25 protein-coding genes (1 of these 25 running past the window's edge) are annotated in these 26,151 nt (G+C 64.0%); 7 read left to right on the top strand and 18 right to left on the bottom strand.

The annotated features are described in order from the left end of the window. Window positions 1-1,931: the 3' portion of a M23 family metallopeptidase gene (locus NL532_RS07530; RefSeq protein WP_023686664.1), read on the top strand. It extends 40 nt beyond the left edge of the window; 1,931 of the gene's 1,971 nt are visible here — the last part of the coding sequence; the start codon falls outside the window, past its left edge; its stop codon occupies window positions 1,929-1,931. Between the two features lie 203 nt (window positions 1,932-2,134). On the opposite strand, the gene NL532_RS07525 is transcribed toward NL532_RS07530, so the two are convergent. The 9 genes from NL532_RS07525 to NL532_RS07485 form a co-directional block, all read right to left on the bottom strand. Further along, window positions 2,135-3,664 (bottom strand): DHA2 family efflux MFS transporter permease subunit, encoded by a 1,530-nt coding sequence (locus tag NL532_RS07525; protein WP_031202761.1) that lies wholly within the window; start codon window positions 3,662-3,664, stop codon window positions 2,135-2,137. 101 nt (window positions 3,665-3,765) lie between these two features. After that, on the bottom strand, window positions 3,766-5,283 hold the full coding sequence (locus NL532_RS07520) for a L,D-transpeptidase family protein (RefSeq protein ID WP_023743066.1): 1,518 nt from the start codon (window positions 5,281-5,283) through the stop codon (window positions 3,766-3,768). Between the two features lie 292 nt (window positions 5,284-5,575). Beyond that, window positions 5,576-5,932, bottom strand: a complete 357-nt coding sequence (locus NL532_RS07515; protein ID WP_023685771.1) for an MmcQ/YjbR family DNA-binding protein — start codon at window positions 5,930-5,932, stop codon at window positions 5,576-5,578. A gap of 71 nt (window positions 5,933-6,003) precedes the next feature. Beyond that, entirely contained in the window at window positions 6,004-8,610 is a 2,607-nt protein-coding gene (gene clpB / locus NL532_RS07510; RefSeq protein WP_023685772.1) for an ATP-dependent chaperone ClpB, read from the bottom strand. Window positions 8,611-8,818: 208 nt separating this feature from the next. Further along, a complete protein-coding gene (locus NL532_RS07505) occupies window positions 8,819-9,814 on the bottom strand; it encodes a DUF4167 domain-containing protein (RefSeq protein ID WP_023686668.1) in 996 nt (331 codons plus the stop codon). A 304-nt stretch (window positions 9,815-10,118) separates the two neighbouring features. Further along, complete coding sequence (gene prmC / locus NL532_RS07500) at window positions 10,119-10,997, bottom strand: peptide chain release factor N(5)-glutamine methyltransferase (protein WP_023686669.1); 879 nt, start codon at window positions 10,995-10,997, stop codon at window positions 10,119-10,121. Then, entirely contained in the window at window positions 10,990-12,069 is a 1,080-nt protein-coding gene (prfA, locus tag NL532_RS07495) for a peptide chain release factor 1 (RefSeq protein ID WP_023686670.1), read from the bottom strand. Before prfA ends, prmC begins: the two co-directional genes overlap by 8 nt. An 8-nt stretch (window positions 12,070-12,077) precedes the next feature. Then, on the bottom strand, window positions 12,078-14,348 hold the full coding sequence (gene ptsP / locus NL532_RS07490; RefSeq protein ID WP_023672972.1) for a phosphoenolpyruvate--protein phosphotransferase: 2,271 nt from the start codon (window positions 14,346-14,348) through the stop codon (window positions 12,078-12,080). 83 nt (window positions 14,349-14,431) lie between these two features. Continuing rightward, complete coding sequence (locus NL532_RS07485) at window positions 14,432-15,685, bottom strand: aspartate kinase (RefSeq protein WP_023707556.1); 1,254 nt, start codon at window positions 15,683-15,685, stop codon at window positions 14,432-14,434. A gap of 245 nt (window positions 15,686-15,930) precedes the next feature. Between NL532_RS07485 and NL532_RS07480 the strand changes: the two genes are divergently transcribed. The 4 genes from NL532_RS07480 to NL532_RS07465 all read left to right on the top strand — a co-directional run bounded on the left by NL532_RS07480 (window position 15,931) and on the right by NL532_RS07465 (window position 19,261). Continuing rightward, the gene (locus tag NL532_RS07480) at window positions 15,931-17,772 is read left to right on the top strand and encodes a CHASE3 domain-containing protein (RefSeq protein ID WP_023731038.1); all 1,842 of its coding nucleotides are present in this window, start codon (window positions 15,931-15,933) and stop codon (window positions 17,770-17,772) included. Then, window positions 17,769-18,068: an antibiotic biosynthesis monooxygenase family protein gene (locus NL532_RS07475; protein WP_050588469.1), complete on the top strand. Its 300-nt coding sequence runs from the start codon at window positions 17,769-17,771 to the stop codon at window positions 18,066-18,068. Before NL532_RS07480 ends, NL532_RS07475 begins: the two co-directional genes overlap by 4 nt. A gap of 85 nt (window positions 18,069-18,153) precedes the next feature. Next, the gene (gene ubiG, locus NL532_RS07470; RefSeq protein ID WP_023672976.1) at window positions 18,154-18,903 is read left to right on the top strand and encodes a bifunctional 2-polyprenyl-6-hydroxyphenol methylase/3-demethylubiquinol 3-O-methyltransferase UbiG; all 750 of its coding nucleotides are present in this window, start codon (window positions 18,154-18,156) and stop codon (window positions 18,901-18,903) included. 25 nt (window positions 18,904-18,928) lie between these two features. Further along, on the top strand, window positions 18,929-19,261 hold the full coding sequence (locus tag NL532_RS07465) for an MmcQ/YjbR family DNA-binding protein (protein WP_023693995.1): 333 nt from the start codon (window positions 18,929-18,931) through the stop codon (window positions 19,259-19,261). A gap of 87 nt (window positions 19,262-19,348) precedes the next feature. On the opposite strand, the gene NL532_RS07460 is transcribed toward NL532_RS07465, so the two are convergent. Further along, complete coding sequence (locus NL532_RS07460; protein WP_023693996.1) at window positions 19,349-20,239, bottom strand: DMT family transporter; 891 nt, start codon at window positions 20,237-20,239, stop codon at window positions 19,349-19,351. A 101-nt stretch (window positions 20,240-20,340) separates the two neighbouring features. Here NL532_RS07460 and NL532_RS07455 point away from each other — a divergent pair, with 101 nt between their 5' ends. Beyond that, window positions 20,341-20,826 (top strand): MarR family winged helix-turn-helix transcriptional regulator, encoded by a 486-nt coding sequence (locus tag NL532_RS07455; protein ID WP_023672979.1) that lies wholly within the window; start codon window positions 20,341-20,343, stop codon window positions 20,824-20,826. Window positions 20,827-20,830: 4 nt separating this feature from the next. Here NL532_RS07455 and NL532_RS07450 read toward each other — a convergent pair whose 3' ends face one another. From NL532_RS07450 to NL532_RS07435, 4 genes are all read right to left on the bottom strand, one after another. After that, entirely contained in the window at window positions 20,831-21,256 is a 426-nt protein-coding gene (locus tag NL532_RS07450; protein ID WP_023672980.1) for a DUF1178 family protein, read from the bottom strand. Continuing rightward, window positions 21,253-22,119 (bottom strand): carbon-nitrogen hydrolase family protein, encoded by an 867-nt coding sequence (locus NL532_RS07445; RefSeq protein ID WP_023698969.1) that lies wholly within the window; start codon window positions 22,117-22,119, stop codon window positions 21,253-21,255. Before NL532_RS07445 ends, NL532_RS07450 begins: the two co-directional genes overlap by 4 nt. A gap of 86 nt (window positions 22,120-22,205) precedes the next feature. Then, window positions 22,206-22,487 (bottom strand): glutaredoxin 3, encoded by a 282-nt coding sequence (grxC, locus tag NL532_RS07440; protein ID WP_023672982.1) that lies wholly within the window; start codon window positions 22,485-22,487, stop codon window positions 22,206-22,208. Window positions 22,488-22,509: 22 nt separating this feature from the next. Then, entirely contained in the window at window positions 22,510-23,295 is a 786-nt protein-coding gene (locus NL532_RS07435; protein WP_196813826.1) for a ComF family protein, read from the bottom strand. A gap of 72 nt (window positions 23,296-23,367) precedes the next feature. On the opposite strand from NL532_RS07435, the gene NL532_RS07430 reads away from it, so the two are divergent. Beyond that, entirely contained in the window at window positions 23,368-24,240 is an 873-nt protein-coding gene (locus NL532_RS07430) for a methyltransferase domain-containing protein (RefSeq protein ID WP_286488016.1), read from the top strand. 12 nt (window positions 24,241-24,252) lie between these two features. Here NL532_RS07430 and NL532_RS07425 read toward each other — a convergent pair whose 3' ends face one another. From NL532_RS07425 to NL532_RS07410, 4 genes are all read right to left on the bottom strand, one after another. Beyond that, the gene (locus tag NL532_RS07425; RefSeq protein ID WP_023672984.1) at window positions 24,253-24,435 is read right to left on the bottom strand and encodes a Flp family type IVb pilin; all 183 of its coding nucleotides are present in this window, start codon (window positions 24,433-24,435) and stop codon (window positions 24,253-24,255) included. A 127-nt stretch (window positions 24,436-24,562) separates the two neighbouring features. Beyond that, window positions 24,563-24,871 carry a hypothetical protein gene (locus NL532_RS07420; protein ID WP_023828425.1) on the bottom strand — a complete coding sequence of 103 codons (309 nt, stop codon included), beginning with the start codon at window positions 24,869-24,871 and terminating at the stop codon, window positions 24,563-24,565. A gap of 97 nt (window positions 24,872-24,968) precedes the next feature. After that, window positions 24,969-25,385, bottom strand: coding sequence for an 8-oxo-dGTP diphosphatase MutT (mutT, locus tag NL532_RS07415; protein WP_023828424.1), 417 nt, complete (start codon window positions 25,383-25,385; stop codon window positions 24,969-24,971). Beyond that, complete coding sequence (locus NL532_RS07410) at window positions 25,382-26,131, bottom strand: GNAT family N-acetyltransferase (protein ID WP_031202759.1); 750 nt, start codon at window positions 26,129-26,131, stop codon at window positions 25,382-25,384. The genes mutT and NL532_RS07410 overlap by 4 nt, the downstream gene beginning before the upstream one ends. Between the last annotated feature and the right edge of the window lie 20 nt (window positions 26,132-26,151).

The raw sequence follows: 26,151 nt of genomic DNA, 5'->3' as shown, positions 1-26,151 counted from the left end.
AGCCGCCGCTGATCGCGGATGGCCGCAGCGGCCCGCCCGACCGGCGCGAGGTTTCGGCGCGCTGGCTGTCGGGCACCTTTCTTACCGGCGTGACCTCGAGTGTGCTGATGGGCGTGGCGTTGTTTGCCGCCCTTGACGGCCGCCAGCAGCTGGCAACCCCGCCCGAAATCGCCGAACTGGCCCAGCTCGAAAGCGGCGGCGATTCCGGCGAGGTCGCCAAGACCACCAGGCTGGTGGCGCCGCGCCAGATCGCCAAGGCCAAGGACCGCCGGCGCATGGAAGTTTCGATGGTGACCAAGGTCGGTGACCGCGACGTTATCCACACCATGCCGTTCGTGCAGATCAAGATGGCGCTGGCCGCCGGCCACACCACCAACCGCGCCTATCCGCCTTTCGACCCGATGCAGGTGTTCGGCGACGATGGCGACTCGACGCCGGCGCAGCCGGCGACGGCTTCCGCAGTTGGGGGCCAGATCTACGGCGCCAAGGTCGAAAGCGAGATGAGCCTGAAGACGGTCGATTTCCCGGTCGAGACGGCCTCCTTCGACGAGAAAAGCGACCTGTCCGCCGACGAGGTGGAAAAAGTGGTGCGCGAAGCCGGCACCGACCTCAGCGACGGCGCCGTGCAGGTCGCCTCGCTGCATTATGTCGACCCGCAGCGATTCGGCGATGCCTTCGCCGAATCGATGGCCGGCTCCTACGACGTCAAGATCGTGCCGGAAAACGTCTCGGTGGCGCCGCGCGTCGCGCTCGACGACCAGACCCCGGCTTTCGCCGAGGAAATCATTCCCTTCACCAGGGACCGCGACATTGCCGAGGCTTTCGCTGATTCGGGCTATACGGGCGATGACGCCACCGGCATGGCGGAGGCGATCGGCAAGCTGCTCAACGCACCGGCGCTGAAGGCCGGAACCGTGCTGCGGGTCGGGCTCGAGGTACATGGCGACGCCGCCAAGGTCGTTCGCACCAGCGTCTATGACAAGACAACGCACATCGTCACCATCGCGCTCGACGACCGCGGCCAGTATGTGCCGGCGCAGGAACCGGAGCCGAACCCCGAATTGCTGACCGCGTTCGACGATTCGTCGGCACCGGTGGTGGTGCGCGGCAATCTGCCGAACGTCTATGACGGCATCTACCGCGCCGCCTATTCCTATGGCATGTCGAAGAAGCTGACCCAGCAATTGGTCAAGCTCCTGGCCTCCGGCGTCGACTTCCAGTCCAGGCTCAATCCATCGGACCGCATCGACGTGCTGTTCTCGCAGCCTGACGGCGACGACCAGGCCTCCGACGAATCGGAACTGCTCTATGTCTCGTCGACCTTCGGCGGCCAGACACGCAATTTCTACCGCTTCCAGATGCAGGACGGCTCGACCGACTATTTCGACGAGGATGGATCGAGCGCCGAGCAGTTCCTGCTGCGCAATCCCCTGCCGGCCGGGAAATTCCGCTCCGGCTTCGGCGCCCGCCGACATCCGATCCTCGGTTATGTCCGCATGCATACCGGCGTCGACTGGGCGGCGCCGATCGGAACGCCGATCATCGCCGCCGGCAACGGCACCATCGAAAAGGCCGGCTGGGCCGGCGGCTACGGCAAACAGATCATCATCCGCCATGCCAATGGCTACGAGACCTCCTACAATCACCAGAGCGCCTTTGCCAAAGGCATCGAACCGGGCGTTCATGTCCGCCAGGGCCAGACCATCGGCTTCCTCGGTCAGACCGGCCTCTCCACCGGTCCGCATCTTCACTACGAGCTGATCGTCAACGGCACCAAGGTCGACCCGATGCGCGTGCGTCTGCCGGTCGGCAAGGTGCTGAAGGGCGACGACCTGGTCGCTTTCAAGCGCGAGCGCGAGCGCATCGATGAACTGCTCAAGCAGGAAGACAGCAATCCGCTGAAGGTCGCGAGCGCCAAGATCGAAGGCTAATGCATGTCGCCCAGAAGTGTGCCGCGGCTCTGGGACAAGGACATGTGTCAAAACAAAGACTTAAAGCGCGTCGTATGAATCCGTTTCAGCGCGACGCGCTTTAAGCCGTCACACTCGACGCCGGCGAATCATAATCGCCCCATCAGAGCATTCCGAATCGGGTCGGCTCCGAATCAGGTCGACTGCTCCTCTTCGGCTCGTGACTAAGGCAGCTTTTGCCCCGAAACGGTGGCCCAGGCGATAATAGCGGCAAGGAGGCAAAGCACGGCCGTCACTGTCGACACGGCCGCGAACGCCGCATCGCTGGCGGCGAGCCGTGTTGCATCAAGGTCTGACGCCAGGCCGGCCAATGCCGGTTCTCCGAACCCCGGAATGCCCGGCCTGACGCTGGTATCGAGCATCGTCGAATAGACCCAGGCCGCGAGCGAGCCCATCGCCGCCACAGCAATCAGCCCGCCAATGCGCGAAACCGCATTGTTGATGCCGGAAGCGGCGCCGGTATCCTTGTCCTCGACCGCGGTCATGACCGCCGTCGACAGCGGCGACACCACCAGCGCCATGCCGAGCCCCATCACCGCCATCAGCGGAAAGATACCGGTCCAGAAATTGTGCATGCCGGCATGAGTGAGCAAAGCCAGCCCGGCAAAGGCGATGGCGACCACCAGGCAGCCGCTGGCGATCGGAAAACGCGGACCGATGCGATCCGACCACTGGCCGACGAGACCCGACAGCAGCGCGATCAACGCCGACAGCGGCAGGAAGATGAAACCGACCTCTTTGGTGCTCAGCCCCCATCCGGCGATCAACAGCATCGGCAGGTAGAACAGATTGGCCGACAGCGCGAAATACAGGAAGAAGGTGGCGAGGTTGGCGCCGGCGAAGGCGCCGATCCGAAACAGCTTGAGATCGATCATCGGCTCGCGCTGCCGAAGCTCGAAGACGATGAAGATGATAAGCAGCACGGCGCCTGCGGCGATGCTCGGCCCCGACATCAGCCCGCTGCCTTCGGCGCTCATCGAGGTCAGTCCGTAGGCAAGCGCCCCGAAGGCAAGCGTGGCGAGAGCGGCGCCGCCGAGATCGAGGCTTCGCTTCTCCGTCGGCGCGTCGGCGGGAATCTTGGCCAGCAGGAGATAGATCGAGATCAGCCCGAGCGGCAGGTTGACGGCGAAGATCGCCCGCCAGATACCGCCGCCAAAGGCCGACAGGACGAAGCCACCGAGCACTGGACCGAGCGCCGTCGTCAGCGCCGAGGCGGCGGCCCAGATGCCGATCGCCCGGCCGCGCTCCTTCTTCGGATAGGCCTTGGCGATGATGGCGAGGCTGCCCGGCACCATGATCGCCGCACCAAGGCCCTGAATGGCGCGAAAGGCGATGAGCACCAGCGCATTCGGCGCCACCGCGCAGGCCAGCGAAGCGACGATGAACAACGCAATGCCGGCAACGAAGGCGCGCCTGAGGCCAAACCGGTCGCCGGCGGCGCCGCCGGCCAGAATCAGCGCCGACAGCGTCAGCGCATAGGCGTTGGAAATCCACTGGACCTCGGCCAGGCTGGCGCCGAGGTCGACGCGCATTGCCGGCATGGCAATGGCCAGGATCGACCCGTCGATGAAGCCGAGCGCTGACGCAAGGATCGCCGCAACCAGCACGAACTTGCGCTGCGACTGCGGGCAAAATGTACCGTTGGAAAGCGACCTGGTCAGGGGAACGGCTGCGGCTTCACTCGGAGACTTCATCAGCGCCTGCTTAGACTTGTTGCGGGCCGGCAACAACCAGCCAGCGCCCTGCGCTCATGAATCCAGCTTAGATGTCGGCCTGCCTTATGGGCAGGCCGACATCACTGCGCTGGAGCGCTCACTTGCTCCGCAACATCATCGGCCGAGGGACCGCCGACGAACTCGACGGTGACGCCCGGCGACACCAGCTTGGCCAGTTCACGCGCATCCCAGTTGGTCAGGCGCACGCAGCCATGGCTTTCGGTCTTGCCGATCTTGGAGGGATCGGGCGTGCCGTGAATGCCATAGGTCGGCTTGTCCAGCGCAATCCACACCGAGCCGACCGGGCCGTTCGGACCCGGCGGGATGGTCAGGATCTTGTCGTTCTGGCCCTGCTTGAAATTGATGCTGGGGTTGTAGGTGTAGTTCGGATCGAGCGCGACGCGCGACACCGTATGGGTGCCGGTCGGCGAGGGCGTGTCGGCTGAACCGATGGTGGCCGGATAGGCCGCGACCAGCTTGCCACCGGCGTCATAGGCGAACACCTGCTTCTTGTCCTTGTCGGCGACGATGCGGGCAACCGGCGTCGCCACCAGCCTGCCGAAATTGGCGACCTTGATGATGGTGCCGGGACGGCTGAAGTCGGCCTCGGGATTGAGCCCCTTCAGGTAGTTCTCGTCCATGTGGAACCGTTCGGCCAAGGCTTCGGTGACGGAGGTGTAAGCCATGCGGTCGAGCTGCGCCTTCTGGCTGTAATCCTCCGGTATCGAGGCGACATAAGGCCCGGCCGCGTCTTCGGGCGTGATCGTATAATTGGCGAAAGCATCGCCACCGGTTTGCGCCAGCGCAGCCTGGATGCCGACCGCGTCGGTCGAGCGCAGATTGCTGCCGGTGATCTGGTTATAGGCGGCAAGCGCCTTGTCGACATTGGAGCCGAAGCGCCCGTCGACGACGCCGGGTGAAGCGCCGGCGCGGTCGAGCAGCACCTGCAAGGCGGCTACATCCTGGCGTGCGCCGAGTGAAAGCGAGGGATCGACCACGGTCTTGCCACCGGCTTTCGGCGGCAGCGCGGCCTGGTCGGCGGGCGCCGCCGGTTCGGCGGGATCGATAGAGGCTTCGTTCAGCGGCTGGCGCTTGAGGGGCCGCGGTTCAGCGGATTTCGGCGCTTCCGGATAGGTGTCGCTGTCATTGGCATCATCCTGCGGAGCGGCCCCCAGGAATCTGTCGCTTTCAGGATCGTATTCATCAACCGGCGGGCCGGGGATTCGTCCCTGATCGTCCAGTTGCCTGCGGCGGAAACGCGCCATGTCTTCGGGATCGTCGAGATAGTAGCGGTCGTCGTCTTCGACCGGTGCGCGTCCAAGCTCACGTGCCCGCATTTCCCGGCGCAGCGCGCGGCGGTCGAGCCTGGTCTGCGGCGGCTGGATGGCAATGACCTTGCCGGTCTCGGCATCGACGATGACGCGGTTGCCCCTGGCGTCGTAATAGATGTCGAGATTGCCGTCCTGGGCAAGCACAATGCCGCCGCTATCGGCGGCGCGGACGGCCGGCAGTGCGTTGTCCACAGTCGGCGATGCCATGGCGCTGGACGTGAGCAGCCCGGCGGCGAGCACCGAAAAGGCAAGGATCGTGCGGAACATGGTGGTCAAACTCTCCGGTACTTACAGCGCCGCGCGTCCGTTTGGACGCGCAAAGGACGTTGTAACACTTCATGTCTGCGCATGATCCTTTCCGAAAATCGAATTTCGATTTTCGGGGTCATGCGTAATTGCCGCCGCCCGGCAGTGTTCCCACCAGAACGTTCTCGCCACCGTTTGGATGCGCAAGGAACGCCCTGATCGTCAAAAGCCTGCAGGCAAACCCCTTCGCCAGCAAACCACAACATAAGCTTTCCAACATGAACCGGGCATGAAGATGGCGGATTACTGGTTGCTACAGGCCCAATTCCTTGCGCGTCTGCTTCGTCAGCTTGAGGACGACGAGGCGGTGGCTTTCGCCGAGATAGTCCTTCAGCGCATCATCATCCATGCTCTGGCTTGTCTGACGCTGGATCCATTTCATGCCGCGCGAGGCGAGATAGGGCGCCGGCCGGCAGCCGGGCTGATCCTTCAGCACGTCATAAGCCATTTCAGAGCATTTGAAGGTGACGAAGACGCCACCCTCCCGGTCATGGCCGGCGATGGTGAAGACCTTGCCACCGACTTTCCAGACATCGGCCCCGCCCCACTGCACGACATGCGTCGTCTGCGGCAGCGAGGCGCAGAAGCTGTTGTAGTCGTCCAGCGTCATCTGCACCCCCGTCAAAGGATTGTTGTTTCATAAGAAAATGCCGCGCGTCCGGTCGGACGCGCGGCGTTGGATCAGGCTGCCGCGTCGGTCGGCACCACAGTGGGCCTGGACCGGAAATTCAACCGGTCGGAGCCGGCGGTGACCTTGACGGTCGAGCCGTCGAGTATCTCGCCAAGCAGGATTTTTTCCGCCAGCGGATCTTGCAGGTCCTTCTGCATCACCCGCTTCAGCGGCCGCGCGCCATAGGCCGGGTCGTAGCCCTTCGCCGCCAGCCAGTCGATCGATTCCTGGTCGAGCGACAGTGTGATCTTGCGGTCGACGAGCAGGCTTTCCAGCCGCTTGAGCTGGATCTCGACGATGCGGCCCATATCCTGCCGGCGCAGCCGGTGGAACAGGATCACCTCGTCGACGCGGTTGAGGAACTCCGGCCTGAACGAGGCTCTCACCACGCTCATAACCTCGTCGCGCACGGCATCGACATCCTGCTCTTCGCCGAGATTGACCAGATATTCGGCGCCGAGGTTCGACGTCATGACGATCAGCGTGTTGCGAAAGTCGACCGTGCGGCCCTGCCCGTCGGTCAGCCGCCCGTCGTCGAGCACCTGCAACAGGACGTTGAAGACATCCGGATGCGCCTTCTCGATCTCGTCGAACAGCACGACCTGATAGGGCCGGCGCCGCACCGCTTCGGTCAGCGCACCGCCTTCCTCATAGCCGACATAACCGGGAGGCGCTCCGATCAGCCGGGCGACCGAGTGCTTCTCCATGTATTCCGACATGTCGATGCGCACCATGGCGCTCTCGTCGTCGAACAGGAAATTGGCCAGCGCCTTGGTCAGTTCGGTCTTGCCGACGCCGGTCGGTCCGAGGAACATGAACGAGCCGATCGGCCGGTTCGGATCCTGCAGCCCGGCCCGGGCACGACGCACGGCCTTGGACACCGCCTGCACCGCTTCGCCCTGGCCGACGACTCGCTTGCCGATCTCGTCTTCCATGCGCAGCAGCTTGTCGCGCTCGCCCTGCAGCATCTTGTCGACCGGAATGCCGGTCCAGCGCGACACGATATGGGCGACGTGGTCGGGCGTGACCACCTCTTCGACCATGCCGGCCTTGCCGTCCTGGGCTTCGGCTTCCTTCAGCTTCTTTTCCAGTTCCGGGATCTTGCCATAGGCAAGCTCGCCGGCGCGCTGGAATTCACCCTTGCGCTGGGCAATGGCGAGGTCGTTGCGGGCCGCGTCGAGCTGCTTCTTGAGGTCAGCGGCGAGGCCAAGCTTCTGCTTCTCCGACTGCCATTTGGCGGTGATCTCGGTCGATTCCTCCTCGAGGCCGACGAGTTCCTTTTCGAGACGCGCGAGCCGGTCCTTTGACGCCTCGTCCTTCTCGACCTTCAGTGCCTCGCGCTCGATCTTGAGCTGCATGATGCGGCGATCGATTTCGTCCAGCGCCTCGGGCTTGGAATCGACCTGCATCCTCAGCCGCGACGCGGCTTCGTCGACAAGGTCGATCGCCTTGTCCGGCAGGAAACGGTCGGCGATGTAGCGGTTGGACAAGGTCGCCGCCGCGACCAGCGCCGAATCCGAGATGCGCACCTTGTGGTGCTGCTCGTACTTCTCCTTCAGGCCACGCAGGATCGACACGGTGTCTTCCACCGACGGCTCGTTGACGAAGACCGGCTGGAACCGGCGGGCAAGGGCCGCGTCCTTCTCGACATGCTTCCTGTATTCATCGAGCGTGGTCGCGCCGACGCAGTGCAGTTCGCCGCGCGCCAGCGCCGGCTTCAACAGGTTCGAAGCGTCCATGGCGCCATCGGCCTTGCCGGCGCCGACCAGCGTGTGCATCTCGTCGATGAACAGGATGATGCCGCCGGCCGCCGAGGTGACTTCGTTGAGCACGGCCTTCAGCCGCTCCTCGAACTCGCCGCGATATTTGGCGCCGGCAATCAGCGCGCCCATGTCGAGCGCCATCAACTGCTTGTCCTTCAGCGATTCGGGCACGTCGCCATTGACGATGCGCAGCGCCAGACCTTCGGCGATCGCCGTTTTGCCGACGCCCGGCTCGCCGATCAGCACCGGGTTGTTCTTGGTACGCCGCGACAGCACCTGGATGGTGCGGCGGATCTCGTCGTCACGGCCAATCACAGGGTCGAGCTTGCCGGCGCGGGCATCGGCGGTGAGGTCGCGCGCGTATTTCTTCAGCGCGTCATAGCCCTGCTCGGCGCTCGCCGAATCGGCGGTACGGCCCTTGCGGACGTCGTTGATCACCTGGTTCAGCGCCTGCGCTGTGACGCCGGCCTTGGACAGGATATCGGCCGTCTTGGCCGACTTCTCCATCGCCAGCGCCTGCAGCAGCCGCTCGACCGTGACAAAACTGTCGCCGGCTTTCTTGGCCAATTCCTCGGCGGTCGAAAACACCTTGGCCAGCGGCTGCGCCAGATAAAGCTGGCCGTTGCCGCCTTCCACCTTCGGCATGGCCTCAAGGGCGGTCTCGACGCCAAGCTTGACGTCGCGCACGTTGCCGCCGGCGCGCTCGATCAGCGAGGCGGCCAGCCCCTCATCGTCATCGACGAGGACCTTCAGCATATGTTCGGGAGTGAATTGCTGGTGATTGCGCGAGAGCGCCATGGTCTGGGCGGACTGAATGAATCCGCGGACGCGCTCGGAGTATTTCTCGAGGTTCATATCTGTCTCCTTCCATCACCGGCCCGCTTTGCGGCACCGGATCAGATTGCGGTGACGGACCCGCTCATCCGAGCCGGGTCCAGTTCACGCCAGATATGGGGCGCAAGCCATTGCCGCTCAAGACGTCCGGCTGATGATATTGCATGGCCGAGCAAACGAAAACGGCGGAGATTTCTCTCCGCCGTTTCATCGACTTATGTCTTGTGGGTCAGTTGTTGGCGTCGACGGCGAACGGGTCGCCGGCAGGGCTTTCGGCCGGCGCCGCATCAACCACGTCAACAGCGGCAGCGGTCTCGCCGGCGCCATCCACCACCTGGCCACCACCAGACTGTTCGTCACCGACCTGATCGGCATTGTTGCGCGGGCGGCGCGGACGCCGCGGGCGACGGGCAGCGCCGCTCTCGGCGGCTGCCTCATTGAGTTCGGCCCGGGCGGCAAGAGCCGCCGGCGACAGGTTTTCGTACAGCGGCGCCGACTCGGAGAAACCGCTCTCGGCTTCGGGCTCAACCGCGGAAACGGTTTCCGCCTGTGCCGGGGTTTCGGTGAAGCGCTGCTGGTCGCCGCGCTGGCCGTTCTGCTCGCCACGCTGGGCAAAGTCGCCACGCTGGTCGTTCTGGCCATAGCCGCCATTGGGGCGGCGGTCACGGTTGCGGCCATTGTTGTCGCGGCCGTTGTTGTTGCGGCCATTATTGTCACGGCCATTATTGTCACGGCCACTGTTGTTCTCGCGGCCGTTTTCCTGGCCGTAAGCGAGTTCGGCCGGCGTGCCCTCAATCGTCGGCTGCGGACCGTTGCCGTGGTTCGCCATCGGCGCTTGCGTCTCGCCGCCATTGCCGCTGCCGGCATTGTCAAAATCGTCGCGATCTTCATCGTCGTCGAATTCGTCGCGGTTCTGCGGGGCATTCTGGATCGGCATCTGCGCCTGTGCGGCGGCAATGATGCGGTTGTAGTGCTCGGCGTGCTGGAGGTAATTTTCCGCCATAACCCGGTCGCCGGAGCTTTGCGCATCACGGGCCAGAGTGGCGTATTTTTCGGCGATCTGCTGAGCCGATCCACGGATTTTCACGTCCGGGCCGTTGCTCTCGTAGTTGCGCGTCAGGGGATTTGGGCCCTTGCGGTTGTTGTTGTTGTTATTGTTGTTGCCACCGCCGCCGCCATTGTTGTTGCGACCGCGCATGCGCCTGTTCTGCTGTTGTGGCCTCATAAGACTCTCTTCATTTTGAAATTTTCGAAAAACGTTTCACGAACGGAGGCGCTCATGCAGCCAGCCGTTTCGTTTCTTCACCGGCGTTCGCCCGCATCAATTGCGTTGGCGCCACGTGTCATCCCGTTCCGGTTACATCACTTGCCGGACGATTCCCGCACGAAGCTTGGGCGTCGTTTGCGCAAGAAGGCAGCTATTTCCAAGGAAAACCGAATCGCTAAGAGCACTGCCTGCTTCGTCTCATCCGGTTAGGGCGGACCCTAGCCGCATTCCCCGGCATTGCCAAGCGCTTTTTTGCACTGCATCAAGGCTTTCCCTGTTCAAACATAAGAACCCTGTCGTTTCCGCCAAGATCGACGAATGCCCCGGCCAGCCTGTAGCCGGCTGCCGCGAATATGTCTCTGACCTCATTGCGCTGCGAGTGGCCGATCTCGACCGCTATCTTGCCTTCTGCTTCCAGAAACTTTGCCGCCTCGGCGGCGATGATCCTGTAGGGGCCAAGACCGTCCACACCGCCATCAAGGGCTCTGTGCGGATCGAAATCGCGGACTTCGTCCTGCAGATTTCCAATGTCTCCAGACGATATATAGGGAGGGTTTGCGGCAATTACATGGTATCGGCCCGAAACTTTTTCGAACCAGTCGGAATGCAGCCCCACGAACCGGCCGGCGAGTCCGAGTTGCTCGGCATTACGTATCGCGGTTGCCAGCGCGTCTTGTGAAATATCGACCCCGGTGGCGGTCGCGGCCGGAACCGCGCTGAGCAGCGCCAGCGCAATCGCGCCGGTACCGGTGCCGAGATCGAGGATACGGCATTCCCCCAGCCTTTCGGCCGTCGCGCCGGCAAAAGGCAGGATCGCCTCGACCAGCGTTTCGGTGTCCGGCCGCGGCTCCAGCGTTTCCGGCGACAGCGACAGCCGCAGGCCGTAAAACTCGCGAAACCCGAGGATGCGGTGAACCGGTTCGCCGGCCATGCGGCGCTGCAGAGCAGCGCCGATTGCGGCAACCGCACCCGCATCGACCGTCCGTTGCGGGTCGGCGATCGCCTGCGTACGGTCCGTGCCGGAAAAATGCTCGACGATAAGCCTGGCATCCAGCGCCGGGTCGGAAAGGCCGGCCGCGGCAAGCCGCTCCCGCGCCACCCGCAACAACGGCCCGAGCGCGCCGGGCAACATGTCAGCCATCGAAGCCGATATCGGCGAGCAGCTTCGACTGATGGTCGGCGATCAGCGCATTGATGACCTCATCGAGCTCGCCCATCATCACCCGGTCGAGCTTGTAGAGCGTCAGGTTGATACGATGGTCGGTAAGGCGGCCCTGCGGGAAGTTGTAGGTGCGGATGCGCTCCGAACGGTCGCCCGAACCAACCTGCGATTTGCGTGACTCCGAGCGCTCCTCGTCCGCCTTGCTGCGCTCGAGGTCGTAAAGCCGCGCACGCAGAATCTGCATGGCTTTCGCCCGGTTCTGATGCTGCGACTTCTCCGCCTGCACCACCATGATGCCGGTCGGCAAATGGGTGATGCGCACCGCAGAATCGGTGGTGTTGACGTGCTGGCCGCCCGAACCCGAGGCGCGCATCGTGTCGATACGGATGTCTTCGGCGCGAATGTCGATGTCGACCTCTTCGGCCTCCGGCAGTACGGCAACCGTCGCCGCCGAAGTGTGGATGCGCCCGCTGGCCTCGGTCGCCGGCACGCGCTGCACGCGGTGCACGCCGGATTCAAACTTCAGATTGGCAAAGACTCCCCTACCGGAAATGGTGGCGATGATTTCCTTGAAGCCGCCGGCGTCGCCGTCGCTGGCCGACACCGTCTCGAAGCGCCAGCCGCGTTCGGCGGCATAGCGCTCATACATGCGAAACAGGTCGCCGGCGAACAATGCCGCCTCATCGCCGCCGGTGCCGGCGCGGATTTCAAGGATGGCGTTCTTGTCGTCGGCCGCGTCCTTGGGCAACAGCAGGATCTGGATGTCCTTCTGCAGCTCTTCGATTCGCGCTTCGACGCCCGGCAAATCTGCCTCCGCCAGGGCCCGCATCTCGGCGTCGGTGCCCTTGTCGGCAAGCATCGCCTCGAGGTCGGCTTGCTCGCGCTCGACTGAGCGCAGTTCCCTGACCTTGGCCACCATGTCCTGCAGCTCGGCATATTCGGAAGCCATCTTCACATAGGCATCGGCTGCCGGGCCGGCCGACATCTGCGCTTCGAGCATCTCGAAACGCTTGACGACCTGATCCATACGCTCGCGGGGAAGATTGACCATGGCTAATGCTATAGCGGGATGGAGCGGTCGTCGGCGAAGGCCTGCAGCAGCGCTCGCATCGGCAGCCCTTGAGCTGGCGCCATCAGATTGTCGGCAAAGAAAGCCTCCAATTCCTCCAGTGGCAGTTCGGTCAACATCGCCTTGACCGGGCCGATCGAGGCTGGAGACATCGAGATCGAGCGGTAGCCGAGGCCGATCAGCGCCATGGCGGAAATGGGTTTTCCGGCAAGCTCGCCGCACAGCGTCACCGGCGTGTGGTTGCGAACCCCGGCGTCGGCGATCTGCTTCAGAACCCGCAGGAACGGCGTCGACAGCGTGTCGAAGCGGTCGGAGAGCTGCGTGTTCCCCCGATCGACCGCCATGACGAACTGGAACAGGTCGTTGGAGCCGACCGAGACGAAATCGACCGCCTTCATCAACTCGTCGAGCTGGAACAGCAGCGACGGCACTTCCAGCATGGCGCCCACCTTGAGGCTGGTCGGCAGATGGTGGGCAAAGCGGGAGAGATGCCGCACTTCGCGGTCGATGATCTCGCGCGCCTGGGCGATTTCGCCGAGCTCGGTCACCATCGGCAGCATCAGCTTCAGTTCGCGCCCGCCGCAGGCCTTCAGCAGAGCGCGGATCTGGGTCCTGAGCAGACCCGGCCGGTCGAGCGTCAGCCGGATCGCGCGCCAGCCGAGCGCAGGGTTTTCTTCCTGGACAGCGCCCTTGAAGTAGGGCAGCACCTTGTCGCCGCCGATGTCGATGGTGCGGAAGGTGACCGGCTTGCCACGCGCCGCGTCCAGCACGTCGCGGTAGAGCCGCTCCTGCGCCTCGGCGCGCGGGAAGGTCGAGGCGACCATGAACTGCAATTCGGTGCGGAACAGGCCGATGCCGGCCGCACCCGCCTCGGCCAGCTGCGGCAGGTCGACGGCCAGGCCCGCATTCATCAGCAGGTCGACCTGGACGCCGTCCTTGGTCACCGACGGCTTCTTGCGCAGTTCCCGGTAGACTTCCTGCCGGCGCGCCCGGAAGCGCACTTTTTCGGCATAGGCAGCTTCGAGGTCGGGCTGCGGCCGCAGATGGATGGTGCCTTCCTCGCCGTCGACGATGATGGCATCGCCGTTTTCCGCCATGGAAACGGCGCCCTTCATCTGGCCGGCGACCGGAATGCCCATGGCGCGCGCTACGATGACGACATGGCTGGTGGCAGCGCCGTCTTCCAGCACCACGCCGCGCAGCTTGTCCCTGGGATAATCAAGCAGTTCGGCCGCGCCCATCGAGCGCGCGACCAGGATGGCATCCTTCGGCAGTGACGCCGCGACGTCGTCAGGCCCGCGCCCCATCAGCTGGCGCAGCAGCCGGTTGGCGAGATCGTCGAAGTCGCTCATCCTCTCGCGCAAATAAGGATCGGTCATGTGCAGCATGCGGGCGCGCATGTCGCTCTGCACCTTTTCCACCGCCGCTTCCGCCGTCAGGCCGTTGCGGATCGCCTCTTCCAGCCGGCGCACCCAGCCGCGGTCGTTGGCAAACATGCGATACGCCTCGAGCACCTCGCGATGTTCTCCCTCGAAGGCGACATCGCGCCGCTCCAGCATGTCGTCGATGGAAAGCCTGAGCGAACCGAGCGACGTCTCCAGCCGGCGCACCTCTTCCTCACTGTCCTCGTTGAACAGATTGGTGACGACGATGCGTGGCTCATGCAGCACGACATGGCCGAGGCCGACACCCTCGTTGAAGGACAGGCCGGTAAAGCTGACGGGACGGCGCAGGTCGAGTTCGAGGCCGGGCCGGGTCAGGCGCGCGAGATCGCCGGTGGCGATCATCTCGGCGATCACCATGGCGGTCGTTTCCAGCGCCTCGACCTCGTCGTCGCGGTAGTGGCGCATGGTCTTGTTCTGCACCACCAGCACGCCGAGCGTGCGCCCTGCCCTTAGTACCGGCACGCCGAGGAAGGAATTGTAGATCTCTTCGCCGGTCTCCGGCAGGTAGGCGAAGGCCGGATGTTCCTGCGCATTGGAGAGGTTGAGCGGCCGCGCGCTGGCGGCAATGGTGCCGACGAGGCCCTGCCCCAGCCGCAGCTGCGCCAAATGGACGGCGTTCGGGTTCAGACCTTCGGTGGCATAGAGTTCGAGCACCGAATCGGCGCGCAGCACATAGAGCGAGCAGACCTCGGCGACCATGTTGGAGGCGATGTCGCGCACGATCCGGTCGAGCCGCTCCTGCGGCTCCAGCGGCTCCTGCATGAGCTCGCGGAGCCGTTTCAGCAGAACGCGCGGGCCACTGGCCGTATCACGCATCGCGGCTTCTTCTCCAATGGGCATTTTGCCCGCCGCAGTTTCCACTGCCACCGGCGCACACGCAACAACTCAAATCGCTCTCGCTACTGCTTATCCAGACCGTACACGGAATGCAAAGTGCGAACCGCGAGTTCCGTGTAGGGACCGTCGATCAGTATCGAAATCTTGATCTCGGAGGTGGTGATGGCGCGGATGTTGATCGCCTTGTCGGCCAGCGCCTTGAAAGCGGTGGCGGCCACACCGGCATGGCTGCGCATGCCGATGCCGATGACCGAAACCTTCGACATGCCGGCTTCCGACTGCACCACGTCATAGCCGATCGAAGCCTTCAGACGCTCCAGCACGGCCAGCGCCTTGTCCACGTCGCCGGACGGCACGGTGAAGGTCATGTCGGTGAACTTGCCGTCCTCTGAGATGTTCTGGACGATCATGTCGACATTGATGTTGGCCTCGGCCAGCGGGCCGAAAATGCCGGCGGCAACGCCCGGGCGGTCGCCAACGCGGCGCAGAGAAATCTGCGCTTCGTCCTTGGCGTAGGCAATTCCGGTGACGACCTGCTGTTCCACGATCTCTTCCTCGTCGCAAATAAGCGTTCCCGGAGGATTGAGCAAATCCCCCATTCCGGGCGCATCGGGATCGTCGAAGGACGACCGCACGAACGTACGCACCCTGTGCACCATGGCAAGCTCGACCGAGCGCACCTGCAAGACCTTGGCGCCGAGCGAGGCCATTTCGAGCATTTCCTCGAACGAAATCTTGCTGAGCCGCCGCGCCTTCGGCTCGATCCGCGGATCGGTGGTGTAGACGCCGTCGACATCGGTGTAGATGTCGCAGCGGTCGGCCTTGACCGCCGCGGCAATGGCCACCGCGCTTGTGTCGGAGCCGCCGCGGCCGAGCGTGGCGATGCGGTTGTCCGGGCCGATGCCCTGGAAGCCGGCGACGACAGCCACCTGGCCCTCGCCGAAGCGCTTGATCAGGAACGCGCCGTCAATTTCGAGGATGCGCGCCGCGCCATGCGCGTTGTCGGTCTTGATCGGGATCTGCCAGCCCTGCCAGGAGCGGGCATGGACGCCCATATTCTGCAGTGTGATCGCCAGCAGGCCGGCAGTCACCTGCTCGCCCGAGGCGACCACGGCGTCATACTCGCGCGCGTCGTGCATGGGCGAGGCTTCGCGCGTCCAGCCAACCAGTTCATTGGTCTTGCCCGCCATCGCCGAAACCACGACAGCGACCTCATGGCCGGCATCGACCTCGCGTTTGACGTGACGCGCCACATTGCGGATGCGGGCGATGTCGGCGACGGAGGTTCCGCCGAATTTCATCACGATGCGCGCCATGGAAGCGAAATGCCTTTGACTGAAGCCGGCCCAGGACCGAAAGGGGAAGTAAGCGCTCGACAGAAGCCGGCCGCTGAATGCGCGCCTCCTTAGCCAAATGATGACGGTTTCGCAAGGCTGGCGGCGGATGCCGGCTTCAGGATCGCGGCATATTGCGTTCGGCCCCGCCGCCGCTTACCAAATGCTGCCCGCGGGAAACTCCTTTTGGTCCGGCATATCGAATGATTGTTCGCCTTCGACGCGCCATGCGGTGGCAATCGCTGCCGCTGTTCATCGGCTTCGCCGTGCTGGCGTTGATCGTCGGCACACGCGCCGTGCTGGTCGAGACCCAGAGAGCCAATCGTGAGGCCGCGCGCGAGGCGGTCGAGTATCAGGAATTGCTTTCCGGTTTGCTTGCCATGGCTCAGGAGGCCGAGACCAGCCAGCGCGGCTATCTCCTGACCGGCGAGAAATCCTACCTCCAGCCTTATCGGCAGGCGGTCGACGCCATTCCGGGCCAGCTTGCGCGCATCGACGGCATGACCGCGCCGGACGACGAACTCGTGCAGCAGATCAACCACGTCAAGGACGCGCTTTCACAAAACCAGGCCGAATTGGCTGAGACGATTGCACTCTACGATCGCGGCGATGCGGCAAAAGCTCTGGAACTGGTCCGCAGCGGCCAGGGCAAGGCCGCCATGGACCAGATCCGGGCCAGCATGGACACGATCCGGCGCATTGGCGGCGCAGCCATCGCCGCGCGCGACGCTCATACCGACCGGGTCGAAAACTGGCTGCGAATCGGCTCGATAGCGGCGCTGCTGGCGATCTTCCTGCTTGGCGCCTACACGGTTCGCCTTTCGCGCCGCCGGTTCCGCGCAGTGGCCATCGCCCAGGAAGAGCTGATGCGCAAGAACATCGAGCTCGGCAACGAAATCCAGACGCGTGAAAAGGCCGAATCACAGATCCGCCAGATGCAGAAGATGGAGGCTGTGGGCCAGCTGACCGGCGGTATCGCCCACGATTTCAACAACATGCTGGCGGTGATCATCAGCGCCATGAACCTCGCCCAGCGCAAGCTGACGCGGGGCGAGCACGACATCATGAAATTCATCGAAGCGGCGACCGATGCGGCGACCCGGGCCGCAAACTTGACGTCACGGCTGCTTGCCTTCTCGCGCCAGCAGCCGCTCGCGCCTCAGGTTGTAGACGCCAATCGTCTGGTCGCCGGCATGTCGGACCTGCTTCGGCGGGCGCTCGGCGAAACCATCCGCATCGAAACCGTGCTGGCTGGCGGCCTGTGGAAGACCCATGCCGATCCGAGCCAGCTCGAAAATGCCATTCTCAACCTGGCGGTCAATGCGCGCGACGCCATGGGCGAGGACGGCAAGATGACCATCGAGACCGCCAACAGCCACCTCGACGAGGGCTACGCCGCCACCCATGCCGAGGTCAAAGCCGGCCAGTATGTAATGATTGCGGTCAGCGACACCGGCGCCGGCATGCCGGCGGACGTCATGGAGCGGGCTTTCGAGCCATTTTTCACCACCAAGCCAGTCGACAAGGGCACCGGCCTCGGGCTGAGCCAAGTGTTCGGCTTCGTCAAACAGTCCGGCGGACACGTCAAGATTTACTCGGAACCCGGCCAAGGCACCACGATCAGGATCTACCTGCCGCGCTTCTTCGGCCCGGAAGAGGCCGCCATATCTTCGGAACGAGCCGGAAATCCTGCCGTGCCGGTCACCGAAACCATCCTTGTCGTGGAGGACGATCCACGCGTGCGGGCTTCCACCACGGATGCCATGCGCGAACTCGGCTACACCGTCATTCATGCCACAAGCGGCCAGGAAGCGCTGGAAAAGCTGGGCGACAACCCTGGTGTGGCGCTCATGTTCACCGATATCGTCATGCCGGTGATGAATGGCCGCAAGCTCGCCGAGGAGGCGCTGGCGCGCATGCCGAAGCTGAAGGTGATCTTCACCACCGGCTTCACCAGGAACGCCGTCGTCCACAATGGCGTGCTCGACCATGACGTGCATTTCCTGGCCAAGCCCTTCACCATCGAGCAGCTGGCGGCGAAATTGCGCGACGTGCTGGACGCAAAATGACCGAGGCCCTGGAAATCGTCACCTTTCGCCTCAAGCCTGGAGCGGAAGCGGGCTTTGCCGCCGCCAACAACCTGGTCGCCGACTGGCTGGCGCGGCAACCTGGTTTCGTAAACCGCTGCCTGGCGCGGCGGGACGATGGCAGCTGGGTCGATGTCGTGCGCTGGCGAAGTCGCGAGCAGGCTCTCGCCGCCGCCGGCCGCATCATCGCCGAGATCGGCGATTGCGAAGCGATGCGGGCCATCGATCCCGCGAGTGTTGAGATGGGACATGCGGCGATTGTGATCTCGAGGCCCTAGGTCGACTTGCCAGCAGTCGCATAAAACCGGCCTTGACTTTCTTGCCCCGGCACCCGACTTCCTAGCGTCCGAGGAGACCCGCCCCATGCCAGAGGCCCGACGATCGACAATCGATGCCGGAGAAGTGGAACGCTTTTCCGCGCTTGCCGCCGAATGGTGGAACCCGAACGGCAAATTCCGTCCGCTGCACAAATTCAACCCGGTCCGGCTGGCCTATATCCGGGACCAGGTGGCGGCGCGCTTCGGCCGCGATCCGCGGGCGGCGCGGCCGTTCGAAGGCCTGCGTTTCCTCGATATCGGCTGCGGTGGTGGGTTATTGTGCGAGCCGATGGCAAGGCTTGGAGCCGAAGTGGTCGGCGCCGACGCCTCGGCAACCAACATCGAGGTGGCGAAGCTGCACGCGGCCGAAGGCGGCGTGACGGTGGATTATCGCGCTACGACCGCTGAGGATTTGGCCGATTCCGGCGAGAAATTCGACGTCGTCCTCAACATGGAAGTCGTCGAGCATGTTGCCGATGTCGACCTGTTCATCGGCAAGTGCGGCGAGATGGTCAAGCCCGGCGGCATCATGTTCGTCGCCACCATCAACCGCACGCTGAAGGCACTGGGCCTGGCCATCATCGGCGCCGAATATGTGCTGCGCTGGCTGCCGCGCGGCACCCACCAGTTCGGCAAGCTGGTGCGGCCCGAAGAGCTTGAAAAGGCGCTCGGCAGCGCCGCCATGACCATCATCGACCGCACCGGCGTGACCTACAATCCTCTCGCCGACCGCTGGGCACGCTCCAAGGACATGGACGTCAACTATATGGTGCTGGCGGAAAAACGATCGGTCTGAACGAAAGGGGGCGGCCGTGGACACTATGAGGGCCCGAGAGCTGGCGCTCGATCTTCCCGAAACGGTCGAGCAATCGCATTTCGGCAAGGCTGACTTCCGCGTCCGCAACCGTATCTTCGTCTCGCTGCCCGAAGCCGACCGTGCTGTCGTCAAGCTCGACCGCGACCAGCAAGAGATGATGGCCGCGGCTGAGCCATCGGTTTTCAGGCCCGTGACAGGCGGCTGGGGCCAAAAGGGATGGACGTCGATCATGCTCGAAGCCTGCGACGAACAGACATTCCGCAGCGCCGTTCGGACGGCCTGGCGAAACGTCGTCCCGCCGGCGCTACGGAAGCGCCTCGACGCGAGCCAAATTTAAGCTTGAGCAGTTCGAGCAAAGTGTGAAGCGGTTTTCCCGGGAAAAGCGCATAGCGCTTTGCCTAGGGAATTGCGTAAACCAAAGACCCTATGCCTTCTGGCTCTGCGCCTTGGTGGTGATGATCACGCCGATGGTGATGATCACCGCGCCGGCCCAGGTCAGCAACTGGTAGTGCTCGCCGAGGAAGATGGTTCCGGCAAACAGGCCGACGGCCGCCGCCACATAGCCGATCTGGCTGAGATAGACCGGACCGCCCACGGCCTGCAGCCGGAAGAAGAAGGCAAACATCGCCGAGGCCGAAGCGACTTGCGCCACGACAACCAGCGGCACGGCCCTGAGCGGGGCGAAAGCGCCGACGCCGAACAGCGCGAGAATGCCGATCAGCAGCAGCGTCGCCGAGGCCAGGTGGCTGCCGACGGCCAGTTCGATCGGACCGGTGCCTTCGGGCCAGTCGACGGTGCGATAGATATTGCCGGCGGCAAGGCTGACCGGGATCAAAAGTCCGACCAGCACCCAGTAGACATCGGCCGGCTGGCCGGCCTCGCCGCGCGTCACCGCCACCATGACGGCGCCGATGAAGCCGACGGCGATACCAATACTGCCGAGCGTATTTGGCCGTCGAACGCCGAGCAGGATCGAAAACACCAGTGTGATGACCGGCGACAGCGTGAACATGATGCCGGTATAGCCGGCGCCGAGATGCGGGATAGCCGAAAACATCAGCAGATTGGGCACGGCGTAGGACACGGCGGCGGTGATGAAGAAATAGCGCAGTCTGTGCGAGGTGAGCCGCATGCGCTCGCCGTTCGCGAGCAACGCGCACAGCAGCACGCCCCCGGCGCCGAACGAGATGACGAAGGCCCAGACCATGGCCGGAACGCCGGCAGCCGTCGCCAGCTTGCCGAACGGCAGGGTCAGGCCGAGCAGGCCGCCGGTGACGACCAGCAGGCCAAGCGCCGATTCCCAGAGAAATTTCATCGGATGGTCCCGTCACTCACTTGCGGCACTGGGTCGAAACTGTATCTTGAGGTAGCATACCACAAAGATTCTTAACGTCAAGATACTTAGCGGTGAGACAAATGGATCGCGCGGCAAAGGCGGTGGAGCAATGGAAGCGGGAACGGCCGGACCTGGAGGTGTCGCCAATGCTGGTGCTTGGGCGGCTGAACGAAGCCTCGTCGCTAATCGCCCGCGAGCGCCTCGCCCCGCTGTTTGCCCGTTTCGGACTGCAGGCCGGCGAATTCGATGTGCTGGCGACGCTGCGCCGCTCCGGCCAGCCCTACGCGCTGACACCGACCGCTCTATACGAGGCGACGATGGTGACCTCTGGGGCCATGACCAACCGGCTCGACCGGCTTGAGAAGGCCGGACTGATCCTGCGCGGCCCGCACCCCAACGACCGGCGTGGCATTGTCGTGCAACTGACCGAAAAAGGTCTGGCCTTGATCGACGAAGCCCTGACCGCCCACGTCGCCAACGAGCATGAAATCCTCGCCGGGCTCACCGGCACGGAGCGGGGGGCACTGGCTCAGTTGCTTGGCAAATTGATCGATAGCGCCAGCTGATCGCTCAATTGCGCTCCTCGGGAAAACTCGGGATCGGCATGAAATCGATGCCATCCTCGGCCAAGCTCTTGGCTTCGTCCAACGTCGCCTCGCCATAGATGCCGCGCGCATCGCTCTCGCCGAAATGGATCTTGCGCGCTTCCTCGGCAAACTTGTCGCCGACATAGTCGGCATTCTCGCGCACCTTCTCGGCCATCGCCTTCAGTTGCGCCAAAGCCTGCTTCTGGGTTTCGCCCATGGCCAGCGCAATTGTTTCCTGCTTCCGCGCGGTGGAGACGGCTGGCGCCATCAGCGCCTTTTGCACCTTGTGCGAGCCGCAGCTCGGGCAATCGACGAAGCCGCGCTTCTTCTGCGTGTCGAAATCGTCATTGCTGCGAAACCAGCCCTCGAATTCGTGCTCGTGCTCGCAGATCAGGGCAAAGCGGATCACGAAGCCGCGCCCCTGAGCCGCGGCGCTTCCACTGCGCCGGCATTGACGGCAAAATCACGCGCGTTCTTGAGATTGGGGATTTTCTTACGCGCGGCCGACGACTGCGCCGTGTCGATCTCGGCGATGATCACCTCCGGATCGTCATGGTCGGCCTCGGCGAGAATTCGACCCCATGGGTCGACGATCAGCGAATGGCCATAGGTTTCGCGGCCATCCTCATGCAGGCCACCTTGTGCTGCAGCAACCACATAGGCGCCGTTCTCGATGGCACGGGCTCGCAGCAGCACATGCCAGTGCGCTTCGCCGGTCTGGCGAGTGAAGGCGGCAGGCACCGACAAGAGGTCGGCGCCGGCCATCGCCTCGGCGCGGAACAGCTGTGGAAAGCGTAGATCGTAGCAGACGGCAAAGCCCAGCCTGGCGCCGTCGATCTCGGTGACGACCGCTTCGGTGCCCGGCTCATAGGCGGCGGATTCGCGCCAGCTTTCGCCATTGTCGAGATCGACGTCGAACATGTGGATCTTGTCGTAGGTGGCGAGCGTCGCGCCGTCCGGCCCAAACAGCAGCGCCCGGTTGGCGAGCTTGCCGTCGGCGCGCAGGATGGCGGTAGAGCCAATATGCAAGAAGACGCCGAGTTCGCTGGCGAGCTTGCGCGCGGTCGCCACGACGATGTCCTTGTCTTCCGAGGTGAAGGAAGCAGCCCTGGCTTCCTTGTCGCGGATCAGCGCACCGGTCATTTCCGGGGTCTGGATGTAGGTTGCACCGAGGCCTGCCGCCTCGCGCACCAGCCGTTCGAGATCGATCGCGTTGCGCTCAGGGCTCTCGCCCGAACGCATCTGGATCGCCGCCGCCTTGAAAACACCCATCGTCACGTCCTCTTTGAGCAATTCCAGGAAAAGTGTGTAACGGTTTTCCGTCCGGAATTGCGTAAAAACAAAGACATAGAGCGGCGCTACGAACCGCTCTTTGTCGTCGAGCCGTTGGCAAGCAGCCTGTCCAGCTGCCCCCGTGCCTCCAATTCGTGGAGGTCGTCGGAGCCGCCGACATGCGTGTCGCCGATGAAAATCTGCGGAAAGGTCGAGCGGCCATGCGCCCGCGAAATCATTTCCTGGCGCAATTCCGGCGAAAACGAAGCGTCATGCTCGGTGTAGGCGACGCCCTTGCGGTCGAGCAACCGCTTGGCCGCCGCGCAATAGCCGCACATCATACGGGTGTAAATCGTCACATCGAGCATCGGTCCGTGCCTTTCCTTGACCTTATATAGTCGCGGACTCGTCGGCCCGAAAGTCCCCCGGCAGGACACGCGCAAAGGTCAGCACATCGACCGCTCCGGCGCCGCCCTTCTTCAGCGCCCTGGCGACCGAGCGCACGGTAGCGCCGGTGGTGTAGACATCGTCGACCAGAAGCACGCGGCGCCCAGTGATCTCGATTTCGGCTTCCGCAGGCACACGGAAGGCGGCGCGCACATTGTCCTCTCGCTCCTGCCGCTCCAGCCCGACCTGCTGGCGCGTGAGCTTGACGCGCCGGACCGCCGAGGGCGAGAAAGGCAGCCCGCTAAGCTGCGCAACCGCCCTTGCCAACTCCGCCGACTGGTTGAACTGCCGCCGAAAGAAGCGCCGCCAGTGCAGCGGCACCGGTACGACGACATCGGCGTCTGCAATTACCTCAGCGCCGGCGCGCAGCATCCAGCGCGCCATCCACGGCGCCAGATCGGTGCGATCCTGGTATTTCAGACCTTGCACCATCTGGCGGGCGACACCTGAATAGGCCACGGCCGCCCGCGCCCGCTCGAACGGCGGCGGATCGGCGATCGCCTCGGCCGACAGGAATCCCTCGCCCATATCGTGCGTGAATGGCGTGCCCATCACCGCGCACCATGGCCGCTCCAGCAGCCTGAGTTTCGGCCAGCAGGCACCACACAAAACGCCGGGTTGCGAGACGTGCCTGCGACAGCCGGCACAAACCGGCGGGAACAGCATCCGCGCCGGCCAGTCCAACATGGCCAGTTTCAACATGGTTTGAGCGAGGCTCTTGATCTCCATCACCGGATCGGCCACGTGGTTTTGTCGTCCGCGCCAGGATATCACTAGACAGACAAACAGGGATGTCTACCGTTGCAGCCGATCATCGATACTGAACTTTGGCTGGTGCGCAAGCGCAGGGCGCTGGCCCACCCCGTAGCCGGCGCGGATTTTCTGATGCGGCGGGCGGCGGAAGACCTTGCCGACCGGCTCGGCGCGGTCGAGCGGAAATTCGGCAAGGCCGCGGTGCTGTTTTGCCAGACGCCGGACGCAACGGACGTGGTCGCTGCAAGCGGCAAGGCAGCGGAGATCGTGCGCGTCGAGGCAGATCCAGCGTTTCTGGACGGCCGGCCAGGGCTGATAGCACCGCTGGAAACAGTGCCGTTCCAGCCGGAAAGCCTCGACCTCGTCGTTTCACTTCTGTCGTTGCAGGCGATGAACGACATTCCCGGCATGCTGGTGCAGATCCGCCGCGCTCTGCGGCCCGACGGGCTTTTCCTCGGCGCCTTTGCCGGCGCCGGCACGCTTTCCGAATTGCGCGAAAGCCTGCTCGCCGCCGAGACCGAACTCTATGGCGGCGCCAGCCCGCGTGTCATCCCCTTCACCGATGTTCGCGACGCCGGCGCACTGCTGCAGCGCGCCGGACTGGCGCTACCGGTGGCCGACGTCGAAACGGTGACCGTCCGCTACGATACCCTCTTCAACCTCATTGCCGATCTCAGGGCGATGGGCGAAACCAGCGCGCTGACCGATCGCAGCCGGCGACCGGGAGCGCGAAAGCTTTTTACCCGTGCCGCCGAAATCTATGCCGAACGCTTTTCGGACGCTGATGGCCGCATCAGGGCAAGCTTTTCCATCGTCTGGATGTCGGGCTGGGCGCCCGATGCCTCGCAGCAAAAGCCCTTGAAACCGGGTTCGGCGAAGGTCTCGCTGAAGACGATACTGGAAAACCCCGACGGGCGGTGACGGCGATCCGGATCAGTGCTCGGCGAAGGCGTTTGCGAGCCTGCTGTTGTTGTCGCTGAACAGAAACTGGATCGCATTGCTGGCCTTGCCGACACCCCCGACGATGGCAAGCGACAGCACCGCAACGATCAGGCCATATTCAATGGCCGTGGCGCCTGTTTCGTCCTGCAAAAATCGGCGCAGCAATGGCTTCATGATCGTCGATCCCTCTCATCCCCGACCATATCGCCGACCTGTTAAGAAAGGTTAACGGCACAAGCTTAACAGGCTGTGAAATGGGCCTGCGTTGAGGAAGTTCTCAAGCTGGTGTCGACCTTGTTGGTCAGCAGTCGCCGCTGCGTTGGCCGTCGGCGCGGATGATGCAGACTGAGCTCGGTGAGGGCTGCAGCACGCTTCTGCGCAGCGTATAGGTGGCCCGCGGGCCGATCGAACCCGTGCTCATCGGGTCGAGACCGCCTGCAAGAGCATCGCGGCTGGATGATCGCGTCTGGTTGTCCAGCACGGGGACCGCGATCAGCGCCAGCGCCACTGCGGCCGAGCCGAACAACAGCGTGACGCGCAATAAGCCGACGCCGGCGGCGCGAAAGCTGCGATCTGGCCGGATCGAGTCCCATTCCCTGTCGAGGCTCATGCAATCGCTCCCCGCGAACCCGCTTTGCCGCAATTTTTCACGACGAGATAAATCTTCCATTAACGCTGGCTAGATCAGACCGCGAAATGGCTTTGTATCACAACAGGTCGATGAGGAACTGGATTAGCGGCGCGTCGGCCGGCGGCATGGGATAGTCGCGCATCTGCATTGGCCGCACCCATTTCAACGCCTGCCCTTCCCTGGGCTGCGCGATGCCGCGGAAGCGGCGGCAGACGAACAGGGGCATCAGGAGATGGAAATCATCATAGGAATGGCTGGCGAAGGTGAGCGGCGCCAGGCAAGGAATGTCGGTCTCGATGCCGATTTCTTCCTGCAGTTCGCGGATCAGGCATTGTTCCGGCGTCTCGCCTGGCTCTACCTTGCCGCCGGGAAATTCCCACAGGCCGGCAAGCTGTTTGCCCTCGGGCCGCTGCGCCAGAAGCACCCGCCCATCGGTATCGACCAGCGCGCACGCGGCGACCAGCAGCAGGCGTTTGCCGGTGATCTCGCTCATGCGCCCGGCGGCCGGCGATAGTGGTAGCAATAGACTTCGTCGAAGCCCAGCGAGCGATAGAGCGCCAGCGCCGGCGCATTGCCGGCCTCGACCTGCAGCCAGGCTTCGCGAGCGCCACGCAGCCTCGCCCACTTCAGCGCCGACAGGATCAGGTTGCGGCCATGGCCCTGATTGCGCGCCGACTTGGCGGTGGCGATCTCGAACAGACCGGCAAGATCGCCGTCATGGACGCAGATCAGCACCGCCAGAGGGTCGGCCCCTTCCTCCAGCGCAAACAGCCCGACTTCGGGTTGGATAGCGCCGATGATTTCCGAAAGACCGGGCCGCAGCGATGCATCCGAGCCGCTGACCTTGAGCGACGCGCCGAGAAAGCGGCTGATATCCTTCAGCGGAATCTGGTCCATGGCCGGCGCCAGTTGCGCGTCCGCCAGCGGCAGCCGCATCACCAGGGATTCGTCGAATGTGCTCCAGCCCTCATTGTCGAGATGCTTGGCTAGGTCCGGCCCCGACAGCGGCGAGATGCGGAAGGTCAGCGGCCTGCCATAGGCGTCGAAGCGCCGGCTGGCGCGGCCGATGCGCTCGGCAATGTGCTGGGTGTCGCCGGGATCGAGCGGGTTGACCGAGTTCAGCCGCTTGGCCGGATGGCCGGCTGTCAGCCGCACCACCCAGGTGCCGTCATAATGCACGGCCGCCGCCGGCCAGGCGCGAAACCCCGCAGCCTCGTAGCGGCGCACGATGGCGAGCATGCTTGCCGGATGCCTGGAAG

It is taken from the genome of Mesorhizobium sp. C120A (genome assembly GCF_030323105.1).
GTDB lineage: Bacteria > Pseudomonadota > Alphaproteobacteria > Rhizobiales > Rhizobiaceae > Mesorhizobium.
This window is presented reverse-complemented; position numbering and strand designations above follow the sequence as displayed.